At 47.3% G+C, this 20,839-nt stretch carries 18 protein-coding genes and 1 riboswitch; of the genes, 14 read left to right on the top strand and 4 right to left on the bottom strand.

The features are described 5' to 3' along the window. Positions 1–237: 237 nt before the first annotated feature. Positions 238–396 (bottom strand): hypothetical protein, encoded by a 159-nt coding sequence (locus ACN6NF_RS01665; RefSeq protein WP_474314558.1) that lies wholly within the window; start codon positions 394–396, stop codon positions 238–240. Between the two features lie 293 nt (positions 397–689). Here ACN6NF_RS01665 and ACN6NF_RS01670 point away from each other — a divergent pair, with 293 nt between their 5' ends. From ACN6NF_RS01670 to ACN6NF_RS01690, 5 genes are all read left to right on the top strand, one after another. Next, positions 690–2,021 (top strand): extracellular solute-binding protein, encoded by a 1,332-nt coding sequence (locus ACN6NF_RS01670; RefSeq protein ID WP_474314560.1) that lies wholly within the window; start codon positions 690–692, stop codon positions 2,019–2,021. A 231-nt stretch (positions 2,022–2,252) separates the two neighbouring features. Then, positions 2,253–3,143 carry a carbohydrate ABC transporter permease gene (locus ACN6NF_RS01675; RefSeq protein WP_474314562.1) on the top strand — a complete coding sequence of 297 codons (891 nt, stop codon included), beginning with the start codon at positions 2,253–2,255 and terminating at the stop codon, positions 3,141–3,143. Between the two features lie 5 nt (positions 3,144–3,148). Further along, positions 3,149–3,982, top strand: coding sequence for a carbohydrate ABC transporter permease (locus tag ACN6NF_RS01680; RefSeq protein WP_474314565.1), 834 nt, complete (start codon positions 3,149–3,151; stop codon positions 3,980–3,982). 30 nt (positions 3,983–4,012) lie between these two features. Next, positions 4,013–5,809, top strand: coding sequence for a sensor histidine kinase (locus ACN6NF_RS01685; RefSeq protein WP_474314567.1), 1,797 nt, complete (start codon positions 4,013–4,015; stop codon positions 5,807–5,809). After that, positions 5,790–6,974, top strand: a complete 1,185-nt coding sequence (locus ACN6NF_RS01690) for a response regulator (protein ID WP_025363804.1) — start codon at positions 5,790–5,792, stop codon at positions 6,972–6,974. The genes ACN6NF_RS01685 and ACN6NF_RS01690 overlap by 20 nt, the downstream gene beginning before the upstream one ends. A gap of 72 nt (positions 6,975–7,046) precedes the next feature. On the opposite strand, the gene ACN6NF_RS01695 is transcribed toward ACN6NF_RS01690, so the two are convergent. After that, complete coding sequence (locus tag ACN6NF_RS01695) at positions 7,047–7,952, bottom strand: LysR family transcriptional regulator (RefSeq protein WP_474314569.1); 906 nt, start codon at positions 7,950–7,952, stop codon at positions 7,047–7,049. A 161-nt stretch (positions 7,953–8,113) separates the two neighbouring features. Here ACN6NF_RS01695 and ACN6NF_RS01700 point away from each other — a divergent pair, with 161 nt between their 5' ends. The 6 genes from ACN6NF_RS01700 (at position 8,114) to ACN6NF_RS01725 (ending at position 14,783) form a co-directional block, all read left to right on the top strand. Next, on the top strand, positions 8,114–8,704 hold the full coding sequence (locus tag ACN6NF_RS01700) for a flavin prenyltransferase UbiX (RefSeq protein WP_013369033.1): 591 nt from the start codon (positions 8,114–8,116) through the stop codon (positions 8,702–8,704). Between the two features lie 28 nt (positions 8,705–8,732). After that, the gene (locus ACN6NF_RS01705; RefSeq protein WP_474314571.1) at positions 8,733–10,151 is read left to right on the top strand and encodes a non-oxidative hydroxyarylic acid decarboxylases subunit C; all 1,419 of its coding nucleotides are present in this window, start codon (positions 8,733–8,735) and stop codon (positions 10,149–10,151) included. Positions 10,152–10,192: 41 nt separating this feature from the next. Continuing rightward, on the top strand, positions 10,193–10,417 hold the full coding sequence (locus ACN6NF_RS01710; RefSeq protein WP_016818874.1) for a non-oxidative hydroxyarylic acid decarboxylases subunit D: 225 nt from the start codon (positions 10,193–10,195) through the stop codon (positions 10,415–10,417). A 71-nt stretch (positions 10,418–10,488) separates the two neighbouring features. Then, on the top strand, positions 10,489–10,950 hold the full coding sequence (locus tag ACN6NF_RS01715) for a pyridoxamine 5'-phosphate oxidase family protein (RefSeq protein WP_447249670.1): 462 nt from the start codon (positions 10,489–10,491) through the stop codon (positions 10,948–10,950). A 163-nt stretch (positions 10,951–11,113) separates the two neighbouring features. Then, positions 11,114–12,274, top strand: coding sequence for a serine hydrolase domain-containing protein (locus ACN6NF_RS01720; RefSeq protein WP_474314574.1), 1,161 nt, complete (start codon positions 11,114–11,116; stop codon positions 12,272–12,274). Between the two features lie 172 nt (positions 12,275–12,446). Continuing rightward, positions 12,447–14,783: an Ig-like domain-containing protein gene (locus ACN6NF_RS01725; RefSeq protein ID WP_447249672.1), complete on the top strand. Its 2,337-nt coding sequence runs from the start codon at positions 12,447–12,449 to the stop codon at positions 14,781–14,783. Between the two features lie 82 nt (positions 14,784–14,865). On the opposite strand, the gene sdaAA is transcribed toward ACN6NF_RS01725, so the two are convergent. Both sdaAA and sdaAB read right to left on the bottom strand, forming a co-directional pair. Beyond that, complete coding sequence (gene sdaAA / locus ACN6NF_RS01730; protein WP_474314577.1) at positions 14,866–15,765, bottom strand: L-serine ammonia-lyase, iron-sulfur-dependent, subunit alpha; 900 nt, start codon at positions 15,763–15,765, stop codon at positions 14,866–14,868. Further along, positions 15,755–16,444 (bottom strand): L-serine ammonia-lyase, iron-sulfur-dependent subunit beta, encoded by a 690-nt coding sequence (gene sdaAB, locus ACN6NF_RS01735; RefSeq protein ID WP_474314579.1) that lies wholly within the window; start codon positions 16,442–16,444, stop codon positions 15,755–15,757. Before sdaAB ends, sdaAA begins: the two co-directional genes overlap by 11 nt. A gap of 211 nt (positions 16,445–16,655) precedes the next feature. Then, a riboswitch (glycine riboswitch) is annotated at positions 16,656–16,770 on the bottom strand. 214 nt (positions 16,771–16,984) lie between these two features. On the opposite strand from sdaAB, the gene ACN6NF_RS01740 reads away from it, so the two are divergent. From ACN6NF_RS01740 to ACN6NF_RS01750, 3 genes are all read left to right on the top strand, one after another. Further along, positions 16,985–18,571, top strand: coding sequence for a DUF6359 domain-containing protein (locus ACN6NF_RS01740; protein ID WP_474314581.1), 1,587 nt, complete (start codon positions 16,985–16,987; stop codon positions 18,569–18,571). A gap of 329 nt (positions 18,572–18,900) precedes the next feature. Then, positions 18,901–19,932, top strand: a complete 1,032-nt coding sequence (locus tag ACN6NF_RS01745; RefSeq protein WP_474314615.1) for an ABC transporter ATP-binding protein — start codon at positions 18,901–18,903, stop codon at positions 19,930–19,932. Continuing rightward, complete coding sequence (locus ACN6NF_RS01750; protein ID WP_474314585.1) at positions 19,910–20,836, top strand: ABC transporter ATP-binding protein; 927 nt, start codon at positions 19,910–19,912, stop codon at positions 20,834–20,836. Before ACN6NF_RS01745 ends, ACN6NF_RS01750 begins: the two co-directional genes overlap by 23 nt. Positions 20,837–20,839: the final 3 nt, after the last annotated feature.

Consider the following 20,839-nt stretch of genomic DNA (forward strand, 5'->3'; position numbering starts at 1 on the left):
CCGATGGTACTTGGACCGCAGGGTCCTGGGAGAGTAGGACGCCGCCAAGCAACAAGTAAAGAGGACCATGATCTTACTGAGATCATGGTCCTCTTTTGTATAACCGATTTATTTATCGGTCACCTGAACGGCTCATGCCATGCCTTCGGTTAAAAGTACTACAATACTCTGGTTGTTCCTTGTACAGTACTGCCTGACGTGCTGTTTCAACTGAGATCCAGTATTAACTGTGGGATGTTAATCTATTTCAACCTCTTCTGCCTGGAGGGCACTTAAGGCTTGAAGTTTACGGGTAATTTCCTTTTGCCACTTTGTATCTCCGACTTGCACGGCAAGATTGAGAAGATCCAAATAATCATCGATATGCAGGGAGGTTTTACTAAAAGTTTCTTTCACTGCGGTCCTGCCTCCTTTAAAGTCTATGTGTATTTATCTTTAATAATGATAATCATTATCAAACAGTGACGTTATTTATATTATGCCTGTCTTCTGGATAAATTGCAAGATATGATATGAATGAATTTTGAAGCACGCAAATGAGGGCTTAAAAAAACAAACCCTTCTCCTTAAGTTCACGCATTGTTCACGTCTTTTCTATGGAACATAATGAAAAGAACAAGCGGGCATTGAGTGTCCACCGACTAGGAGGATAAATTGCGCAATGCTTCAACCAGAGGAGGAAAAGGAACATGAGCAGAGTAACAATGAAAGCGTTTACCGTTGTGGCGGCGGGCGCCTTGGCATTGACGCTGGCAGCTTGTAATAACGGACAGAGCGCAAGTCCGGGAAATTCAGGGGAAAAGGGTAGAGGCAATGTAACGAAGGATGTGACGATTACCTTTCAAAACATCAATCCTGATCCGAGCACCCCTTCATACAAAATGATAAAGCAGATTGTAAGTCAATACGAGCAGGATCATCCTCATGTCAAAATTGAATTGGATTCGCTAAATACAGATCAGCAGAAGCTCAAGCTGAAAACACAAGCAGCAGCGAAGGAAGTGCCAGATATTACGATTGTAAATCCGGCTGCACAGATGAAGCCATTCGTAGATGCCGGGCTACTGGCACCATTAAATGATGTAGCTGATAAAGAGGGGTTAAAAGATACGTTTCAGGATGGCCTTCTTAATTACTATAGCTTCGATGGTAAGCTTTACGCTTTTCCGGATGGTAACAATATAGAAGTGGTCTTTTACAATAAAGAACTGTTCGAGCAGGCGGGAATTCAAAAGTTGCCGACCACCTTTGATGAGCTGATAACAACGGTGAAGACACTGAAGGCAAAGGGAATTACTCCAATTGCTATTGGGGAAAAGGATTCATGGACCGGGTCCCTCCTTTTTATGAATATTCTGTTGCGTACGAATGAAGGACCGAACTTCCTCAATGATGTGCTGGATGGCAAAAAGACGTTTAACGACCCGGGTTTTGTGGAGGCTGTGGATGCATTTCAGGAGTTGGTGCAGGCCGGGGCTTTCCCAGATGGAGCCACATCTATTGACTATAATGCAGGCGGTAATATTTTTAAAACAGGAAAAGCTGCGATGTATATCATGGGTACTTGGGAAACAGGTTCTATTGATGCTTCCCCGGTAGCGGGTAAGGTCGGAGCGTTTCAATTCCCTACGGTGAATGGCAAAGGAAATGTGAATGAGTATATCATTGCGCCGGGTAGCGCGTTTGCGGTATCTGCGAATAGTGAACATTTACAGGAGACAAAGGACTTTCTGCACTATTTTATTACGGAGATGCCCAAGATTCAGTTTGATCTGAAGAATGCAATTGGCAGCGGTCAGAAAATGAAAGGCGATCTGAAGGAAGCGGGTTATTCCGAGTTAGCCATTGGTCTCAATGAGTTGTTCAAAAATGTAAAAGGAGGGGACCTCGCTTTTGATAATACGATGAATCCAGCTATTGCGCAGGCGCATCTAAGTAGCATTCAAAACTTGTTTGTGCAACAAGAAGATTCTGCGCAAGTTGCGAAGGAACATCAGAATACTTTTGAAGCGAATAAATAATTGAGAATTTTTGCAAACATCCAATAAGTGACTTCCAATGAAGGGTGTATAGATCGAAATGGCCTAGTTCGTCTAAATATTACACTTTGGAGCGACTGGAATCGAATTTTGTAAAATCCTGAAGAAGCAGACTCAAGGGGAGGGAGCGAAAGTTCCCTTCCCTGATTGGGAATCACATATGGCTAAGCTTCCCCAGAAGGTGCTCCGAATCAACACAAAGGAGATTAGAGCATGAATGTACTGAAGGTGCCGACACGCACGATTGCCGTTTTCGTGCTGCCCTGCCTGTTGCTGTATACCTGTATGGTGTTTGTTCCGATTCTGGTGTCTGTGTATTGCGGATTGCTGGATTGGAACGGAATTGCAGAGGCGAAGTTTGTGGGGCTGGCTAATTTTAAACGAATTTTTACAGCCGATCCAGTGTTCTGGCCGTCCGTGAAGCGAACGATGATGTTCGCTGTATTTTCCATGCTGGAAATTCCGCTTTGTCTGCTGCTGGCTATTTTACTCAATCGTTATGTACGTAAGGCAAATACATTGGTAACGATATATTTTCTGCCGGTCATTCTATCGGTGGTTATTATCGGACAATTGTGGAAGACAATTTATAATCCGGCCTCGATGGGTGGGATGCTGAACGGCATTTTAATGGCGGTCGGGCTGGAAAGCTGGACACGCTCTTGGTTGACGGAACCGCAGATAGCGATGTATGCTCTATATTTTGTATCGTTGTGGCAATATTTTGGCTACCATTTGCTTATCCAGTTTACCGGGGTACAAAATATACCCAATGAGTTGTATGAAGCAGCTAAAATTGATGGAGCAGAAGGATTCAAGGCAGACCGTTACATTACGTTGCCACTCATTGTGCCTATTTTCAAAATATCTATTGTATTAGCCTTTATCGGGTCCTTGCAATCGTTTGATTTGATTTGGGTAATGACGGGGGGAGGACCAGCCCATGCGACGGATACAGTATCCACGTATATGTACAATATGTCCTTTTTATCTATGAAATACGGGTATGGCAGTGCATTGGCTTCGTTTCTGGTAGTGATCTGCTTGTCATTTACAATTGTGATAAATTTTGTTTTCAAACGTATCGAAAATAAGGTAAGCTAAAGGAGATGGGACTGTTGAACGCCTTGAAGAAAATGGGGGTCTTCGCCCTGTTGGCCGTCTTAGTGGTCACGCAGCTGTATCCACTCTTTTGGTTGCTGACCTATTCGTTGAAGACGAATGAAGAGATATTAAGTTCAAGCTTCTTTGCACTCCCTCAAGTGCCCCAGTGGCACAACTACCAGGAAGCCTATGAATCAGGGAGCTACTTACGTTATTTAGGAAACAGTGTGCTGGTGACCGGGGTTACGATGATGTTCGTCATTGTATTAAGCTCGATGACTGCTTATGCAATTACACGTTTTCGCTGGCGTTTCGGGGCTGTTGTGCTGACGTTGTTTTTGGTCGGGATGATGATCCCCATGCAAGCTACACTGCTACCGCTGATGGTGATGTTTAAAAACGTCCATATTCTGAATACGTATTTCTCGCTGATTTTACCCTACATTGCTTTTCAGACACCGATTGCGGTCTTCATCCTATCCGGCTTTATGCGGTCCATTCCCCACGAAATTGAAGAATCCGCCTACATTGACGGAGCGAGCATTTATCGTATCTTCCGCAGTGTAATCTTACCCATCTCGATTCCGCCTATCATGACAGTGTGTATTTTAACTTTCATTAACATCTGGAATGAATACATTATGGCTGCCACCTTTATCTCGTCCGAAAAGCTAAAAACTCTCCCTTTCGGCGTATATACGTTCGTCAGCCAGTATTCTGTGAACTACGGCAATATTGGTGCTTTTTTAGTCATGGGAGCCTTACCGGTCATTATTATTTATTTTGTCCTGTCCGAAAAAATCACCAAGGGCATGGTAGCGGGAGCGATTAAAGGATAGGCGGCCGATGCGAAAGGAGCGCACGGAGGTATGATGCGCCGTTTTCAATCCATTCAATACCGCTTGTTTGTTCTGTTCCTATTGAGCATGTCCGGCATTGTGCTGGCGGTCAGTCTATTATTTTACAACCGTACTACGGTGCAGTTCCATGATAAGGTCAGCGAGCTTGCACGTAAAAATGTATCTCAGACGGCAGGACTGTTCGAATTGCTGCTCGACAGCTATAACAGTCTCTCCAAGTCGATCAGCAACAATATGGATTTGGTTCGTCTGCTGACGACAGATCATAGTGATTTACCTGCTGTCAATTACATCAACGAACGTACGATTACGAATATCCTTGGAGCCATCTACTATTCGCGGGACGACCTAATCGGCATTCATGTCATCACAGACACTGGCAAGGTATACAATTATGGAAATTATATGAATGTCATTGATACTCATTACGAGCATACGGAATGGTACAGGGAGATTCGAAGATCGGCGGGCAAAATTGCATGGCTGGGTGTGTATCCTCACTCTGTCATCGACCAAGTGGAAACCAGGTCTGTGTTTGCGTTCGGACGGCAGCTCTATGATCTGGATGAACACAAGCCGATTGGTATTGTTTTGTTTGAGGCTGAACCGCGTTCAGTTTTGTCCGCACTCCACAATTTACGCCTGAGCACTAATAGTCAGGTCTATCTCTTGGGCCATGAAAATCGAATTGTATCGGCGACTTCTTCTGATCCGCCACCAGATCTGCGAAATCTAGAGCAACAGGTCCCGGAGGAGGATGTAATTGTAGATCGGAATAATGAGAGAGTTGTAATCGCTTCCAAACTTCCGTTTGCCGATTGGTCGGTGATTAGTGTGACACCCAGTGAGGATCTGAACGTGGAACTGGCGCAAAACCAAAGGTACTTATTTATTGTAGCACCTATACTCATCTTGGTGTCGGCGCTAATTGCTTCTATCGTCTCCAGGGGCATCTCCCGTCCGCTCAAACGAGTTATTCGGGAAATGAAACGGGTAGAGACAGGTAACTTCCGCCACACGGTAAACATCGAATCCTATGAAGAAATCAACCAGTTGGCTACTTCTTTCAACCATATGGTAAGACAGATTGCAGAACTGATTGAGTTAGTGCGTATATCATCGGTCAGCGAAAAAAATGCAGAGCTGCACGCTCTACAGACGCAGGTTAATCCGCATTTTCTGTACAATACACTGGATATGATCTATTGGATGCTGGATGAAAAGGGACAGGATCAGCTTGGTGAGTTGGTTCTCTCCTTATCCCATATGTTCCGTTACAGCAGTCACTGGGAAGAGGGAGCCGATGTAAGCCTACGGGAAGAAGTAGAGCAGGTCGGCCACTACCTCACCATTATTCAAGCTCGGCTGGAGGGCAGGGTATCTGTTGACGTCAATATTGAAGAACGATGGCTGGATATCCGTGTACCCAAAATGACCTTACAGCCATTGATTGAAAATGCGGTGAAGCACGGACTGGAGCCTCTTCATGCGGATACAGGGGGCAAGCTGCTCGTCAGAGCGGAGGAGTATGGCGGTGTATTGAGCCTGCACATCATCGACAACGGTGTAGGAATGGAGTACGAACGATGGGAGGTGGTCCAGATCGCTTTGGCAGAACCCGGCAAACAGGCGGGCAGCGGGCAGGCGGGAGGCATCGGCCTGCAAAACCTAAATTTACGGCTACGGCACATGTTCGGGGAAGAGTACGGCCTGCGGATCTCTAGCGCACCAGGGGCCGGAACGACAGTCACTGTAAGTGTGCCTCTGCCACAGAAGGAGGAGAAACATGAATATTCTGATAGCTGACGATGAAAATATGATTCGACAGGGGATTCGGCGTACTATTGGCCAAGCTCTACCAACCTGCGGCATTCATCTCGCTGCTTCCACCGAGGAAGCAGCAGGCATTCTGGCGGAGCATCCTGTAGATATTGTTTTGACCGATATCCTGATGCCCGGTATGGATGGTCTGGAATTCATGCGTATTTCCAAGCGAAAGCATCCTCATCTGCAGTGGGTTGTCATTTCGGCCCATTCCGACTTCCAATATGCGCAAAGAGCAGTAAAGCTGGGTGCCAAAGACTATCTGTTAAAGCCAATCGGCAAAAAGAAGCTGCTGGAATGCATTGAAATGTTAGCAGCCGAAGCGCTCGTGGCTTCGCAACAGGCGAACGAGGGCAGGCTTCTTAAATCCAATATGGTTTATTTGCGTGAAGCTGTTTTCCAACGGTATGCACTCGGACTGGATACGGGTAAGCTGGATATACAGCCTTTCGTCGAAAATTATCCAGAATTCCATCTTTTTATGGTTCGCATGGAACCTGATCACAAGCAGACGCATTTGGAGCATTTTATGATTGAAAATGTACTGTCCGAGCTCATTGAAGCTGGAGGCAGTGGCTTTGTCGTTAGTCTAGACCGCCATAGTCTGCTGGGGATTGCAAGGCTAAGGGATGAAGCAGAGGCTGCACGGCTAGAGACGTTGCTTGAATCCCATTTGAAGCGTTATGTCAGAGTGCCTCTGCAAATTACACGTTCAGGTGTTCACCACAATTTCTCATCCATACCTGAAGAGGTAGCGCGACTAAGACGAACACCAGAGGAGATTGCAGCCGCAGCAGCGGATACAGGAGAATGCCTCCGCAAGGGCATGCATACGGTTGATGTAGCATTGCAATATATCCGGGCTCATTTTACAGAGGAGCTGTCACTGGAAAAAGTGGCCTCAATCGTATTTTTAAATCCGGTGTATTTCAGCCAGTTATTCAAGCAAAAGACGGGACAAGGCTATAAGGATTACGTTATTTCCTTGCGTATGGAAGAGGCAAAGCGGCTGCTAAATGATCCTCATCTACGGCTGGCTGATATTTCCGAGCGGATTGGATATCAAGATATGAGGCATTTTACGCAGGTGTTTCGGCGCAAATGTGGAATGACTCCGACCGAGTATCGGCATCAGGGAGTGAAGTAAGTCGGCATCAACGACCGAATGAAGGAAGTTCATCCAGCATCAGACTGTTTCAGGAGTAGAGCGGTAGAGCATCTACTCGGGAACAGTCTTTTTCGTGTCTCCAGCTTGTAGCAATTCAACAAATTTGCGAGCTGCATTGGATAAATAACGATCCTTGCGCCATACGACGGCAGGCTGTGTGAAGGGGAATGGCTCCTTAATGGAGAGTGTGCGAAATCTGTCCCCATATTCTTGTCCCAAGCCAGCGTCTGGAATAATGGTAATTCCCATGCCTGTGGAAACGAGCGAGAGAATGGTCGATATTTCTGGACAGTCCAGTACCACGCGCGGAATAAGATGGTGTTCCTGAAATTTGCGGATGACGGTTTCGTATAGTCCGTGTCCTTCTGTTCGGCGTCCCAACAAGAGGTCATAGCTGGCAGCTTCCTGTAATGTAATTTCCCCACTGGGATGGCGATCTGCCCATTCACACGGAAGAACCGCAACAAAAGAAACGCCCTCCAGTTCAATCGTATGGTACGATTTGTCGTCTACCGGAAGCAGCAGCAGGGCCAGATCAACTTTATTTTGATGCAGCAGCTCTTCCAGATGATGTGTGTCTCCGTGTCCTATTTTAACGTATACCTCTGGATAAACCTGATGAAAGTGACTGAGCTGTTCAGTAATCAGAGACATACAGGCGGATGACGTGCCTATGGCAAGTGTGCCGATTACTCTGTTTTCAAACTCCCCAATTTCTCTACAGGTGTCCTCCATTTCAGCCAATAATCGTTTGGCGCGTGTATACAGTGTATATCCGGCCTCGGTAACTTCCCACTTCTTTCCTTCACGGTAAATCAGCTTTACACCAAGCTCGTCCTCCATATTTTTGAGTTGTTGACTCAGTGGAGGTTGGGCCATGTTGAGCGTTCTGGCGGCCTTGGTGATTTGCCCTTCCTCCACGATGACGCAAAAGTAATGCAGATGCTTCAAGTCCATTGGGGATTCCTCCTCATTTCTAAACAACGCTTCGATTTGAATACTTTTAAAGTATGCATTACATATATTATATATATTTTTCGTGTGCAGGGAACGGGCGTATAATTTTTGACAGTAATGCATGGGTGAACATAAAACGATGGGATGGAAGAAGGGGACATATGAAGAAAATCATTGTAGGAATATCGGGAGCGACAGGGTCAATCTTTGGTATCCGTATATTGCAACAATTACGGGAGGCTGGAGTCCAAAGCCATCTGGTGCTATCCCCGTGGGCTATTGCCAACATTCCCTATGAGACAGGCTACACGGTGAAGGAAGTGGAGGCAATGGCGGATGCAGTCTACTCGTATAAGGATCAGGCCGCACGTATTTCTAGCGGCTCCTTCCGGGTAGATGGTATGGTCGTCGCTCCTTGCAGTATGAAGACTCTTGCCTCTATTCGTATCGGTATGGCGGACAACCTGCTTACCCGATCAGCGGATGTGATACTGAAGGAGCGAAAGAAGCTGCTGCTCATGACCAGAGAAACACCATTAAGCAGTATCCATCTGGAAAATATGCTGGAGCTGTCACGTATGGGCGTGATGATCCTGCCGCCGATGCCTGCCTTTTATAATCATCCTGCAAGTATTGAGGAATTAGTGGATCATATTGTTTTTCGCGCATTGGATCAGTTCGGTATTGTCACAACCGCAGCCAAACGCTGGGATGGGATGAAGCAGAATGACTCCAGGCTGCACCAGAATTGAGAAATCGAAAGACGAAGGAGAATGAATGATGGCTTATAAAGACTTTCGCGATTTTCTACACACCTTGGAAAAGGAGGGACAATTACTCACGATCAGCGATGAGGTAAAGCCGGAGCCGGACCTCGCAGCAGCTAACAGAGCATTAAACAATCTTGGAGATAAGACGCCTGCTCTCTTTTTCAACAACATCTATGGATATACGGATGCTCGTATTGCAATGAATGTGATGGGCTCCTGGCCCAATCATGCCCTCATGATGGGAATGCCCAAAAATACGCCGCTCAAGGAGCAGTTTTTTGAATTTGCCAGACGCTATGAACAATTTCCGGTGCCCGTGAAGCGGGAAGAAGCCGCTCCTTTTCATGAAGTCGAGATTACGGAGAATATTAATTTGTTTGATATTTTGCCGTTGTTTCGTTTGAATCAGGGGGACGGAGGGTTTTATTTGGATAAAGCAATTCTAATTTCACGCGATCTGGATGACCCGGACACCTACGGTAAGCAAAATGTCGGCTTATACCGGATGCAGGTGAAAGGCAAGAACCGTTTGGGCATCCAGCCTGTACCACAGCATGATATTGCGATCCATATCCGTCAGGCTGAGGAGCGTGGCGAAAATCTGAAGGTGGCTATTGCCCTCGGATGTGAGCCTGTGATTACAACGGCAGCTTCTACGCCGCTGCTGTACGATCAATCCGAATATGAGATGGCGGGCGCCATTCAGGGCGAGTCTTATCGTGTGGTCAAAGCGAAGGATGCAGATCTGGATCTGCCTTGGGGAGCCGAGGTCATTTTGGAAGGCGAAGTGTTAGCAGGTGAACGTGAGTATGAAGGTCCATTTGGTGAATTCACAGGTCACTATTCCGGCGGTCGCGCGATGCCAGTCGTTCAGATTAATCGTGTATATCACCGCAAACAGCCTATCTTTGAGCATCTGTACATCGGGATGCCTTGGACGGAAACGGATTATATGATCGGTGTGAATACAAGTGTACCGTTGTTTCAGCAGCTTAAGGATGCTTTTCCTAATGAAATCGTAGCTGTTAATGCCATGTATACGCATGGGCTGGTCGCTATTATTTCCACGAAAACCCGGTATGGCGGCTTTGCGAAGGCTGTGGGAATGCGTGCGTTAACGACTCCGCATGGATTGGGGTATTGCAAGCTGGTGATTGTGGTGGATGAGAAGGTCGATCCGTTCAATCTGCCGCAAGTCATGTGGGCTTTATCCACCAAGCTTCATCCAAAGCATGATGCTGTCATTGTTCCTGGCTTGTCTATTTTACCGCTTGACCCCGGCTCTGATCCGGCAGGTATGACGCACAAAATGATACTGGATGCGACGACACCTGTAGCACCGGATATTAGAGGCCATTACTCGCAGCCGCTCGATTCCCCGCTGGGTGTAGCGGAATGGGAGAAAAAGTTGAGTCAAATGCTTCGCTAAATATTTTTAAAAACAAAGAAAGATTAAAGGAGTGCTGACAGATGCATATTTGTCCCCGTTGTGAGTCCAATCGTTCAGAAGTCGTTTCCCATTCGCCGGTTAAAGGTGCCTGGGAGGTTTTGTTGTGCCCTGTATGCCTGTTCACATGGCGAACCTCAGAACCGGATAGCATTACTGATCCAGCAAAGTATAAATCGGCGTTCAAGGTAAACCCCCAAGATATTCCGGATGCTGCTCATGTTCCTCCTATTCCAGAGCGGATATAGGGTCGTTCGTAAGTAGCCGTAAATTATGGTATTTTGAAGTTATAGGCCAAATGTAAAGGGGATTATACTTCATGCAGACGCCAAGGATCGGTAAGGAGCTGTTCACGCTGCTGAACGGCAAGGAGTTGGAGCACAAGCAACAAGAAGCAATGATGCTGTTGACGGTTACAGAAGATCAGTGGCCGCACATAGCGATGATTAGTGTGGGCGAGGTTGTAGCGCTGGACGAGGGGAATTTGCGTCTGGCCCTATGGCCGGGTACGACCACGACAGGCAACATGATCCGTACTGGGAAGGCAACGCTTGCGGTGTTCACCGGGGGAAAGGCGCATTATGTGCGATTGTCGCTGGAACATCTGCCTGTTTTGCCCGGGGCCAAGCATGTACGTGAGCGATTTGCTGCTCATGTTTTTGCAGCCAGAGAAGATTCAGCCCAATATGCGGATATTTTGACAGGTGTCACGGTTCGTCTCAAGGAACCGGAATCGGTGATCAATCGCTGGAAAGAGACGGTGGCAGAGTTGTTGGTATAAACCTATCTGATGTTGACAAATCATCTTTGTAATTGCCCAGTTTAGCGTTAAAATAAATGCAGGGGAAAAAGCGTTTACATGGAATCAGGTTAAGCTTATTGGAACAGGAAAGTAGAGCGTAGGGGAAGCTTGTTTCTTTTGAAGAAAAATAGGAGGGATGAATATGTCTCGTTTTGACAAGGTAGATCAGCTATTGCAACAATTCTTAGCGAATGGACCGGCAGGGTGTGGTTGTGCCATTGCACAAAATGGTCAAGTGTTGTATGAAGGTTATCATGGATATGCTGATGTGGAAACTAGGAAACCGATTACTGAAGATACCGTGTATCGCCTGTTTTCCATGACAAAGGTTGTTGTATGCGCAGCTGCCCTTATGCTGTACGAACGCGGACAATTTTTATTGAATGAGCCTTTGTATGAATATTTACCTGAGTATCGTGATTCGTATGTATTCAAAACTGCTCCTAACGGGTACACCTACATGGATAAGGCGGATAACCCTATTTTAATTAAGCATATATTCAATATGAGTGCGGGGCTTCCTTATGCTTCTGAGTTTTCAGAAACAGGAAAAGCTATGCAAAAGGTCATTACAGCTTTAAAGGAGAAGCACGGGAAATATGACCTGCGCACAGAAATTAAAGCGCTTTCCGAGGTTCCACTCGCATTTGAACCGGGAACACGTTGGTTATACGGGTATGGACACGATCTTGTTGCAGGTTTTATTGAAGTCATTTCGGGTAAATCGGTAGGACAATTTTTGAAGGATGAAATTTTTGATCCACTTGGAATGAACAACACAGGTTACCGTTATTGTGGAGATATTGAATCGCGGATGGCCTCCATGTATCAACGGACAGACGCCGGAAAACTTAAAAAAATTGAAGGTTTCCTGGATGAATATCATCAGCCAGATGCTATATATGAAGGTGGGGGCGCAGGTTTATATTCGACAGTCAAGGATTACCTCACCTTTTCACAAATGATGTCAAATGGCGGCACGATAAACGGTGTGGAGCTATTGGGGAGAAAAACCATTGATTTAATGCGCTCAAATCATCTGAGTACAGCCCAACTAACGGATTTCACCAATTCATACCATACAGGTTATGGCTATGGACTGGGCGTGCGTACGTTAATGGATAAAGCAGCTGGGCATGCAAACAGCTCGATTGGAGAATTTGGCTGGACGGGAATGGCAGGCACTTGGGTTTCTATAGATCCGAGCGAAAAGTTCTCTGTCGTTTATATGCATCAGCTCGATCCCAATATGGAAGAGTACCACCATTTGAGAATTCGTGCAGCAGCTTATAGCTGCTTGTAAAAGTGAGGGTATATTTAACGATTTGATCTTTGGTAATACCGATTCTAGTTAATAAGGACCAAATTTTCTTTAAAGTCTAAACTATTCTTTTCCATATGACGACATAAAACGTAGGTGTAGGGATTTTACGAAATCCTTAATTTTTAGCTTTGAAATGGGAGGGAATTAGATTTTGAAGAATAGATGGTCCGGTTTTCTGGCGTTGGTCATCCTGATTTCAAGTTTTACATCATATGCAGGGTTTGCATCTGCAGCAGAAGCAGTGCTTTCCAAGATCGTCCTTTCGTCTAACGAGGTAACTTTGCAACAGGGGGATACAGCTGCGTTGACGGCAACGGCTGTTTATAGCGATGGGACAACCTCGAATGTAACCGTCAGCACAGATTGGAAAAGTGATAATACATCTATTGCTACAGTGTATAATGGTACAGTTTCAGCCAAAGCTGAAGGGGAAGCCACTGTGATTGCGACCTATAAGGAGAAGGTACAGTCAGTTCAGGTACATGTAACGAAAAAGGTTAAGGCGCTGACATCCAATGTACAAAGCCTGAACTTGCGTTCAAGCGGTACAGGACAGATTGATCTGACAGCGACTTACAGTGATAATACAACAGCTCAGGTTTCAGGTGATGCGGCCTGGACTTCGGATAATCAGAAGGTAGCGACTGTAGTCAACGGATTAGTTACTGCTCAGGGAGCAGGTTCAGCTAATATTAAGGCTGTTTATGGACAACAGAACGTAACGATTGCTGTACAGGTGGAGCAGGTTAAACGGCTGGATGCCAGTACATCAGAGGTTTCTCTTTTGTTGAAAGATACGGAGAAGGTTAAATTGACAGCCATGTTCCCAGATGGATCGACTCAGGATGTTACAGAGTCTGCCGAGTGGAGCTCCAGCAATACAGCCGTGGCAGATGTTCTGAAAGGCACTATTACCGGCTATAGCACAGGGAAGGCGACAATTATAGGTAAATATGGCACGATGTCCGCTACGATTGCGGTGGATGTGGATCAGACGAATAAGCTGAAAGCCAGCGAAACCAACATTTTTCTCCGTTTGGATGGATCAAAAAAAATACAGGTATCTGCTGTGTACCCGGATGGAACGGTAACAGATATCACAGATAAAGCTACTTGGACATCAAGCGATGAAAAAATTGCAACAGTGAATAAAGGAACCATTATGGCCATTGGAGCGGGTTCAGCTACAGTGACTGCTAAGTATGGAGATAAGACAGTTTCGATCAAGACAGATGTCGAAACCTCTAGATTTCTGGATTTGAGCGAGGACAAGCTGAGCTTGAACGCCAAGGAATCCAAGAAGCTCAAGCTGACTGCAACGTACGTGACAGGTACGGAAGAAGATATCACAAGTAAGGCAGAGTGGAAGTCCAGCAATGAAGATATCGCTTTTGTCAGCGCGGGGGAAGTCACAGGTTATAAAACAGGTGAGGCTACGATCACAGCTTCTTATGGCGGCAAAACAGCCACAGCTACGGTATCTGTAAATGTACCTGGTGATCTGTCTTTGTCCTCCAAAACGGCGACGATTGATATTAATGAGGATTATACTGCGACTCTGACGGCTACTTATGCGGATGGGCGCAAGGAAGACGTAACACAGGATGCGGAGTGGGCTTCAAGCGCGGAAGATATTGCTTCTGTGTCCAAAGGAACGATTACGGGTAAAGCAGCCGGTAAAGCGGTTATTACAGCGACCTATAACGGCAAAAAACTGACGATAAACGTACAAGTGGGCCTTGTAGATCGTCTGGAAACAGACTCGCGCGTAATTGCACTCGGCGCTCAGGAAACGAAGCAACTGAAAGTAACAGGCGTTAAGAGTGGCGGTACAAAAACAGACGTAACCAAGGACGCCACTTGGACTACTAGCAATGTAAAAGTAGTTGAAGTTAGCGAGGGTTTGATCAAAGCGAATGCTAGCGGTAAGGCAACGATCACTGCTTCATATGGCAAGCAAACCATTACATTTACGGTAGAAGTAGACGTAGCGCAAAAGATTGAAGCGGATGCCATTGCATTATCACTGAAATCCGGGGATCAAAAAACGATTGCGATTGTGGTTAAATCCAGTGATGGTAAAGAAAAGGATGTTACAACTCAAGCTGAATGGAAAACCTCCAATTATAAGGTAGCCACCGTCAAAAAGGGTCAGGTTACCGCGGTCAGCTACGGTAAAGCTAACATTCAGGCGAAGTTCGGTGGGAAAGTGATCAGCGTGCCTGTTGATGTTGATACGCTTAAATACTTACAAACGGACGAAGTCGCCTTGACTTTGAAGGCAGGGCAGTTGGCTAAGGTTACAGCTACAGCCACGTATAAGGATGAGTCGGAAAAAGATGTTTCCAAGCCGGCTGTCTGGTCCTCATCCAGAATTATTGTTGCGACGGTCAAAGACGGTAACATTAAAGCACAGGGCAAGGGCAAAGCTGTAATTACCGTGAAATATGCAGGTAAAATGACGAAGGTACAGGTGACCGTTCAGTAATCTGTAATCGACTGAAAAGAAAAAGAGCAAGCATACGTCTAGAGACGACATGCTTGCTCTTTTATTTTTTAAAGCTTAGAAGCTACGACTTATGCTTCTTGGCCCGTGTGTTGCGTGTCAGTGATTCGGTCAAACGCTTGCCAGTGGGTGTCTGGGCCAAGCCGCCTTTGGCGGTCTCGCGGTGCTTTGATGGCATTGCGCTGCCGACTTCAAGCATTACGTCAATGACTTCGTCAGACGGAATGGCGCTGCGCACGCCTGCCAAAGCCATATCCGCTGCGGCAAGTGCGGTCACGGCTCCCAGTCCGTTGCGCACGATGCATGGAATCTCGACGAGTCCGGCGACGGGGTCGCAAATTAGACCGAGCGTGTTCTTGAGCGCTAGGCCTACGGCGTGAACGGCCTGCTCAGGTGTGCCGCCGCGTAGCTCGACCATCGCGCCAGCGGCCATCCCGATGGCTGAGCCAATCTCAGCCTGACAGCCTCCCTCCGCGCCGGAAATGAAGGAATTATTGGCGATGACGTAGCCAATGGCTCCGGCTGCGAACAAGCCGTGCACCATATGCTCATCATCCCAGCCGAACCGCTCCTGCGCACTAATGAACACACCGGGGATGACTCCACAAGAGCCAGCAGTGGGCGTAGCCACAATACGCCCCATGGACGCATTAACCTCCGACACGGAGAGCGCATAAGCCATGGCGAGTGCGGAGGCGTCGCCGGAGCAGGTTTCCCCTGTCCGCAGATACTCGGCCAGACGCTTGCCGTCGCCGCCCGTTAATCCGCTGCGGGATACGGTGTCTTGCGTCTGACCACGATGAACGGCCTCCTTCATGACTTCATAATATTCAGACATTTGGCGGAAGATTTCTTCTTCCGTTGTATTCGTCTCTTGTACCTGCTCTTGAATCATCAGGCGGCCAATCGTGGTGGATTCCTCCGCGCATATGGCGCTGATTTCATGCAGATGGCTAAATCGCATCAGATTCAGCTCCTTTTTTCAAATTAATCATTTTAATTTCGTACATATGTGGTAAGGATCGTAGTTTTGCGATCAGTTCAGCCGTAGGAGGACTGTCCGTTTCGATGGCTGTAAGTGCTTCACCATCCCGGCCTTTGCGATCCACATGCATATAGGCAATGTTAATGTCGGCAGCGCCGAGTGCTGAAGTCACCGCACCTAATGTACCGGGTTTATCCGAGTGAAGGAGCACTAACGTAGACAGTTCCCCGGTCAGGTTGACTCGGAATTCATTGAGCTGCTGGACATGGATGCTGCCGCCGCCAATGGAGGAGCCCAGCAATGTGCGCTGATCCTCACCCTTCCACAGCTCAAAACGGACGGTGTTCGGATGGGGCGCGGGTAGGCCGCTGACGGCAAATTCCACGTCCATTCCTGCCTGCTCCGCCCATTGCTCGGCATCTGGAATTCGATGGTCGTCCGTATCGTAATTAAGCAGTCCTGCGATGAGCGCCAGGTCTGTACCGTGTCCTTTGTATGTGTCAGCGAAGGAGCCGTACAATGTCATGCGGGCGCGGTCAGGCTGCGACCCGAGCCAGTGACGGGCAACGCGTGCAAGCCGCACCGCGCCTGCGGTGTGTGAACTGGAAGGTCCGGTCATGGCCGGACCGATAATGGAAAATACATCTTTGAAACGCATGGTGTGACCCCCTGTATGTTCTAGTACCATAGTATATGGTATTTCCGCGTTTGTGCGCGGCTATGACGGTTCCTAATGCTGACGTACAATGTGAGCGCAAAAAAGGACAGGATAAGGAAGTTTCCCTTATCTCTGTCCTCGTTACCTGAGAGTTTCGTGCGGTGTTCTTACCGCCTTACCCCTTGGGTGGCTTGCGCTCTCTCCAGAGTTGCGTCAGATGACGATACATGGACCTGAGAGATTATCCGCCAGCCGGGTGCTGGCGTCTTGCTCCTTCGGTGCCGCCAGCGTGTAAGCCCCTGGACAGACTCTCCCGTCATCTTCATTCGCGTATACCGTTCTACATATATTTCTTAGCGTAATGTATGCCGTGCTCGGTGTCAATCGCAGGGATTAAATTTTACATAAACAGGCGATTTTTCGATAACAAAGATTAAAATTTACATAATTATGGATGAAATCAGGAAGGAATTAGAAGATTGACAGCTAATCTGATAGAGGACAAGTACATTTATGGAATTATAGGAGGGATATTGACGTATGGTAAAAGGCTTGCGGTTCACAGGTTCACGCTTGAAAGGGGTGCTGCATCTGGCAGCGATCGTATCGCTGCTGATTGGGATCTTCGTTCCATTCGGTCAGGTCAAGGCAGAGGGAGCATTGACGGTAGACGAAGCACTTCAGCGCCAAGGCAGTGGAGGTACAGTGACGGTGGAAGGCTACATCGTCGGACATGCTACCGGATCGAAAACGGCTAATTTTTCTGCTCCGTTTGCAAATGATTTTAACGTACTGATTGCCGACCAGGCCAGTGAACGTAGCACGTCTAATCTATTAAATGTACAGCTGACATCAGCGTACAGAGGGCAATTTGGGCTAACAGGCCATCCTGAGCTGATTGGCAGCAAAATTCGTGTGACAGGTACGCTTGGCGCCTACAATAATTTTGGTGGAGTAAAAAGCCCGAGCGCTGTGGAACTGGTGAATGGAAGCGAGCCGGGTGAACCTAATCCTGGCAATCCAAGTCAACCTGGCTCGACGTTGCCGGACGGCAAAGGTAAAAAGGTGCTGTTCGATAATACGCACGCCCAGACAGCTGGGGCAGCAGATTGGGTCATTGAGGGCGCCTTCTCTGATTTTTCCAATGGACTGCGTAATGTAGGCTTTACAGTGGACCAATTGAATCGCCCTATTCCTTTTACTTATGGAGAACAGGCCATAACCTATGATAAGCTGCGCCAATATGATGTGTTCATCATTGGTGAGGCGAATGTTGCCTTTAAGGCATCTGAGCAGGCTGCCCTGCTGCAATATGTGAATAACGGGGGAAGTGTCTTCTTCATCTCCGATCACTATAATGCAGACCGTAACAAAAACCGTTGGGATTCCTCCGAGGTTATGAATGGCTACCGTCGTGGAGCCTATACGAATCCGGCAAAAGGCATGACTGCAGAAGAAGCAGCATCACCAGCGATGCAAGGGTTAACTAGCTCCGATTGGCTGGCAACCAACTTTGGTGTTCGTTTCCGTTATAATGCGCTTGGCGATGTGAATGCTACGGACATTGTAGCCGCAGATCAATCCTTCGGTATTACCAAGGGTGTACGCTCGATTGCTATGCATGCCGGATCTACGCTGGCTATTATTGATCCTACCAAAGCCAAAGGAATTGCCTATATCCCTACAGGTACGAAGAAATGGGGCAATGCTGTAGACCAAGGTGTCTATAACGGCGGGGGCCGTGCGGAAGGCCCTTATGCTGCGATTTCCAAGGTGGGTCAGGGCAAGGCAGCATTTATCGGTGATTCTTCCCCTGTAGAAGATGCAACACCGAAATATGCACGTGAGGAAAACGGACAGTCGAAAAAGACATATGATGGGTTCAAGGAAGTGGACGATGCCACCTTCCTGGTGCAAACGGTCCAATGGCTTGCATGGAAGCAGGATTACACCAAATTATCCGATGTGGCAGGCTTAACGCTGGATCAACCGACGAAGCTTCTGCCGTTTGAGGAGCCAGCGGCTTCCACGGAACCGCAACCAGAGCCTTGGTCTGCTCCAGCAGCAGGCTACAAATGGTACGATCCAAAAACGTTCAAGTCGGGTTCCTATGGAGCGGCTTCGTAATAAATGTAAAAAATTCAGTGTGAATTGTTGGGTGCTAGTTAGCCGTTTGATCCTTTGTAGGGGATCAAACGGCTTTTTTGTGATGAAAATTAACCTGTGGTTGGTTATTTGATTACATTTTGTGCCAAGAAGGTCGCACCACTGCTGGATCATTGATTTTTTAAATGATGTTGATAGCATAATCTTAATTGATATATCCATATACTGGTGATAGGATGTATTCAAATTATTCCGACAAAAACGGTATGTAATGTTTGTGGAAGGTTTTAACATCAAACATGGTGAGAATAAGCAGGACAAGACCATGGAGAATGGAGGAAGCGCGCGCATTGAATATCGAGCCTGTGTTGGAGATTAAAGGATTATCCGTATCTTTTCGCATCAACGATCAATATCACCCCGCAGTCGACCATCTGGATCTGACGGTCAATCCCAATGAAGTGCTGGCTGTAGTCGGAGAATCCGGTTGTGGCAAAAGCGCGCTGGCGCTTTCGATCCCACAACTGCATGACATGGAGCGGACACGTGTCGAAGGAAAGGTTCTTTTTAAAGGCACGGATTTGATTCGTCTCTCCTCAGGGCAAATGAATAAAATCCGCGGGGCGGGCATTGGCATGATCTTTCAGGACCCGCTGACAGCACTTAACCCGTTAATGTGCATTGGTAAGCAGATCGAGGAAACCCTCGATTATCATACTTCCCTTTCATCGAAGCAAAAAAGGGAACGTGTACTGGAGCTGCTGGAAAGCGTAGATATCCCCAACCCTGTACGTGTGTATGAACAGTATCCGCATGAACTTTCAGGAGGGATGCGTCAGCGTGTGATGATCGCGATTGCCATAGCTTGTCGACCCTCTCTTATTATTGCAGATGAGCCGACGACTGCGCTCGATGTAACCATTCAATCGCAAATTCTTGACTTGCTCAAACAGCTTCAACAGGAGACCGGAAGCGGAATTATTCTGATTACGCACGATCTTGGCGTTGTGGCCGAAGTAGCTGACCGTGTGGTGGTCATGTATGCCGGAGAAATCGTGGAAAGCGCTGATGTTTTTGAATTATTCCGGCATCCACAGCATCCGTATACGCGTTCCTTGCTAGCCTCCATGCCGGGATCGCATACCAAGGGAGAACCGCTACATGTCATCGGTGGCATGGTTCCCTCATTGCAAGATATTCCCCGCAATAGCTGTCGTTTTGCTTCACGTATTCCCTGGATTCAGCAGAGAATGCATGAAGACCATCCCCGATTAAAAGAAATTTCCCCCGGCCATTGGGTCCGTTGTACATGTTACCAGCATTTTCATTTTGAAGACGAAACAAAGGGAGAGACTGCTCATGGCACTACTGGAGCTAAATGATTTGAAGGTGCATTATCCGGTGCGCGGTGGTTTTTTCCAGCGTGTCGTTGACCAGATAAAAGCAGTGGATGGCGTGTCGATCAGCATAGAGGCAGGCCAAACATATGGGCTGGTAGGAGAATCTGGCTGCGGAAAAACGACGACAGGCAGGACGATTATCGGCCTGAATAAGCTGACGAGCGGACAGATTCTTTTTAATGGCATGGATCTTGCGGCTTTGAGTCGAAATAACCGCCATCCGCTGCGTAGAGACATTCAGATGATTTTTCAAGACCCCTATTCTTCGCTTAACCCGCGCAAGCGCGTATTGGATGTCATTGCTGAACCGCTGCGAAATTTTGAAAGGCTGAGTAATGAGGAAGAGCGGCGAAAAGTACAGATGCTGCTGGAAAGGGTCGGTTTGAACGCTGACGCGGCCTACAAGTATCCGCATGAATTTTCCGGGGGCCAACGGCAGCGGATCGGGATTGCGCGTGCGCTGACATTAAATCCAAAACTGATTATTGCTGATGAGCCGGTATCGGCGCTTGACGTTTCTGTGCAGGCACAGGTGCTTAATTTTATGAAGGATGTGCAGCGAGAGTTCAATTTGACGTATTTGTTCATTAGTCATGACCTGGGGATTATCCGCCATATGTGTGACCAAATCGGCATCATGTACCGAGGTCGCTTAGTGGAACAGGGGAGCGAGCAGGATATTTATGAGCGTCCACAGCATTTGTATACCCAGCGGCTTATTGCCACCATTCCTAGTATCGATCCTGCGAAACGGCTGGAAAATGCTCACAAAAGGCAGAAGCTTTTATCCTCTTACAAGTCAGAGCTGCCCAAACATTTAGACGCGAGTGGAAAGCCATTTGCACTAAAATCAGTAAGTTCATCCCATCAAGTCGCGCGACCCTAAGGG

The organism is Paenibacillus sp. TSM33 (assembly GCF_056099025.1).

Bases quoted from the DNA above. Each gene is read 5' to 3' on its own strand.
- ACN6NF_RS01710 (WP_016818874.1), top strand. From the start codon at position 10,193: ATGCATATTTGTCCCCGTTGTGAGTCCAATCGTTCAGAAGTCGTTTCC.
- ACN6NF_RS01680 (WP_474314565.1), top strand. From the start codon at position 3,149: ATGGGACTGTTGAACGCCTTGAAGAAAATGGGGGTCTTCGCCCTGTTG.
- ACN6NF_RS01670 (WP_474314560.1), top strand. From the start codon at position 690: ATGAGCAGAGTAACAATGAAAGCGTTTACCGTTGTGGCGGCGGGCGCC.
- ACN6NF_RS01685 (WP_474314567.1), top strand. From the start codon at position 4,013: ATGATGCGCCGTTTTCAATCCATTCAATACCGCTTGTTTGTTCTGTTC.
- ACN6NF_RS01715 (WP_447249670.1), top strand. From the start codon at position 10,489: ATGCAGACGCCAAGGATCGGTAAGGAGCTGTTCACGCTGCTGAACGGC.
- ACN6NF_RS01720 (WP_474314574.1), top strand. From the start codon at position 11,114: ATGTCTCGTTTTGACAAGGTAGATCAGCTATTGCAACAATTCTTAGCG.
- ACN6NF_RS01675 (WP_474314562.1), top strand. From the start codon at position 2,253: ATGAATGTACTGAAGGTGCCGACACGCACGATTGCCGTTTTCGTGCTG.
- ACN6NF_RS01705 (WP_474314571.1), top strand. From the start codon at position 8,733: ATGGCTTATAAAGACTTTCGCGATTTTCTACACACCTTGGAAAAGGAG.
- ACN6NF_RS01740 (WP_474314581.1), top strand. From the start codon at position 16,985: ATGGTAAAAGGCTTGCGGTTCACAGGTTCACGCTTGAAAGGGGTGCTG.
- sdaAA (WP_474314577.1), bottom strand. From the start codon at position 15,765: ATGCGATTTAGCCATCTGCATGAAATCAGCGCCATATGCGCGGAGGAA.
- ACN6NF_RS01750 (WP_474314585.1), top strand. From the start codon at position 19,910: ATGGCACTACTGGAGCTAAATGATTTGAAGGTGCATTATCCGGTGCGC.
- ACN6NF_RS01700 (WP_013369033.1), top strand. From the start codon at position 8,114: ATGAAGAAAATCATTGTAGGAATATCGGGAGCGACAGGGTCAATCTTT.
- ACN6NF_RS01690 (WP_025363804.1), top strand. From the start codon at position 5,790: ATGAATATTCTGATAGCTGACGATGAAAATATGATTCGACAGGGGATT.
- ACN6NF_RS01695 (WP_474314569.1), bottom strand. From the start codon at position 7,952: ATGGACTTGAAGCATCTGCATTACTTTTGCGTCATCGTGGAGGAAGGG.
- sdaAB (WP_474314579.1), bottom strand. From the start codon at position 16,444: ATGCGTTTCAAAGATGTATTTTCCATTATCGGTCCGGCCATGACCGGA.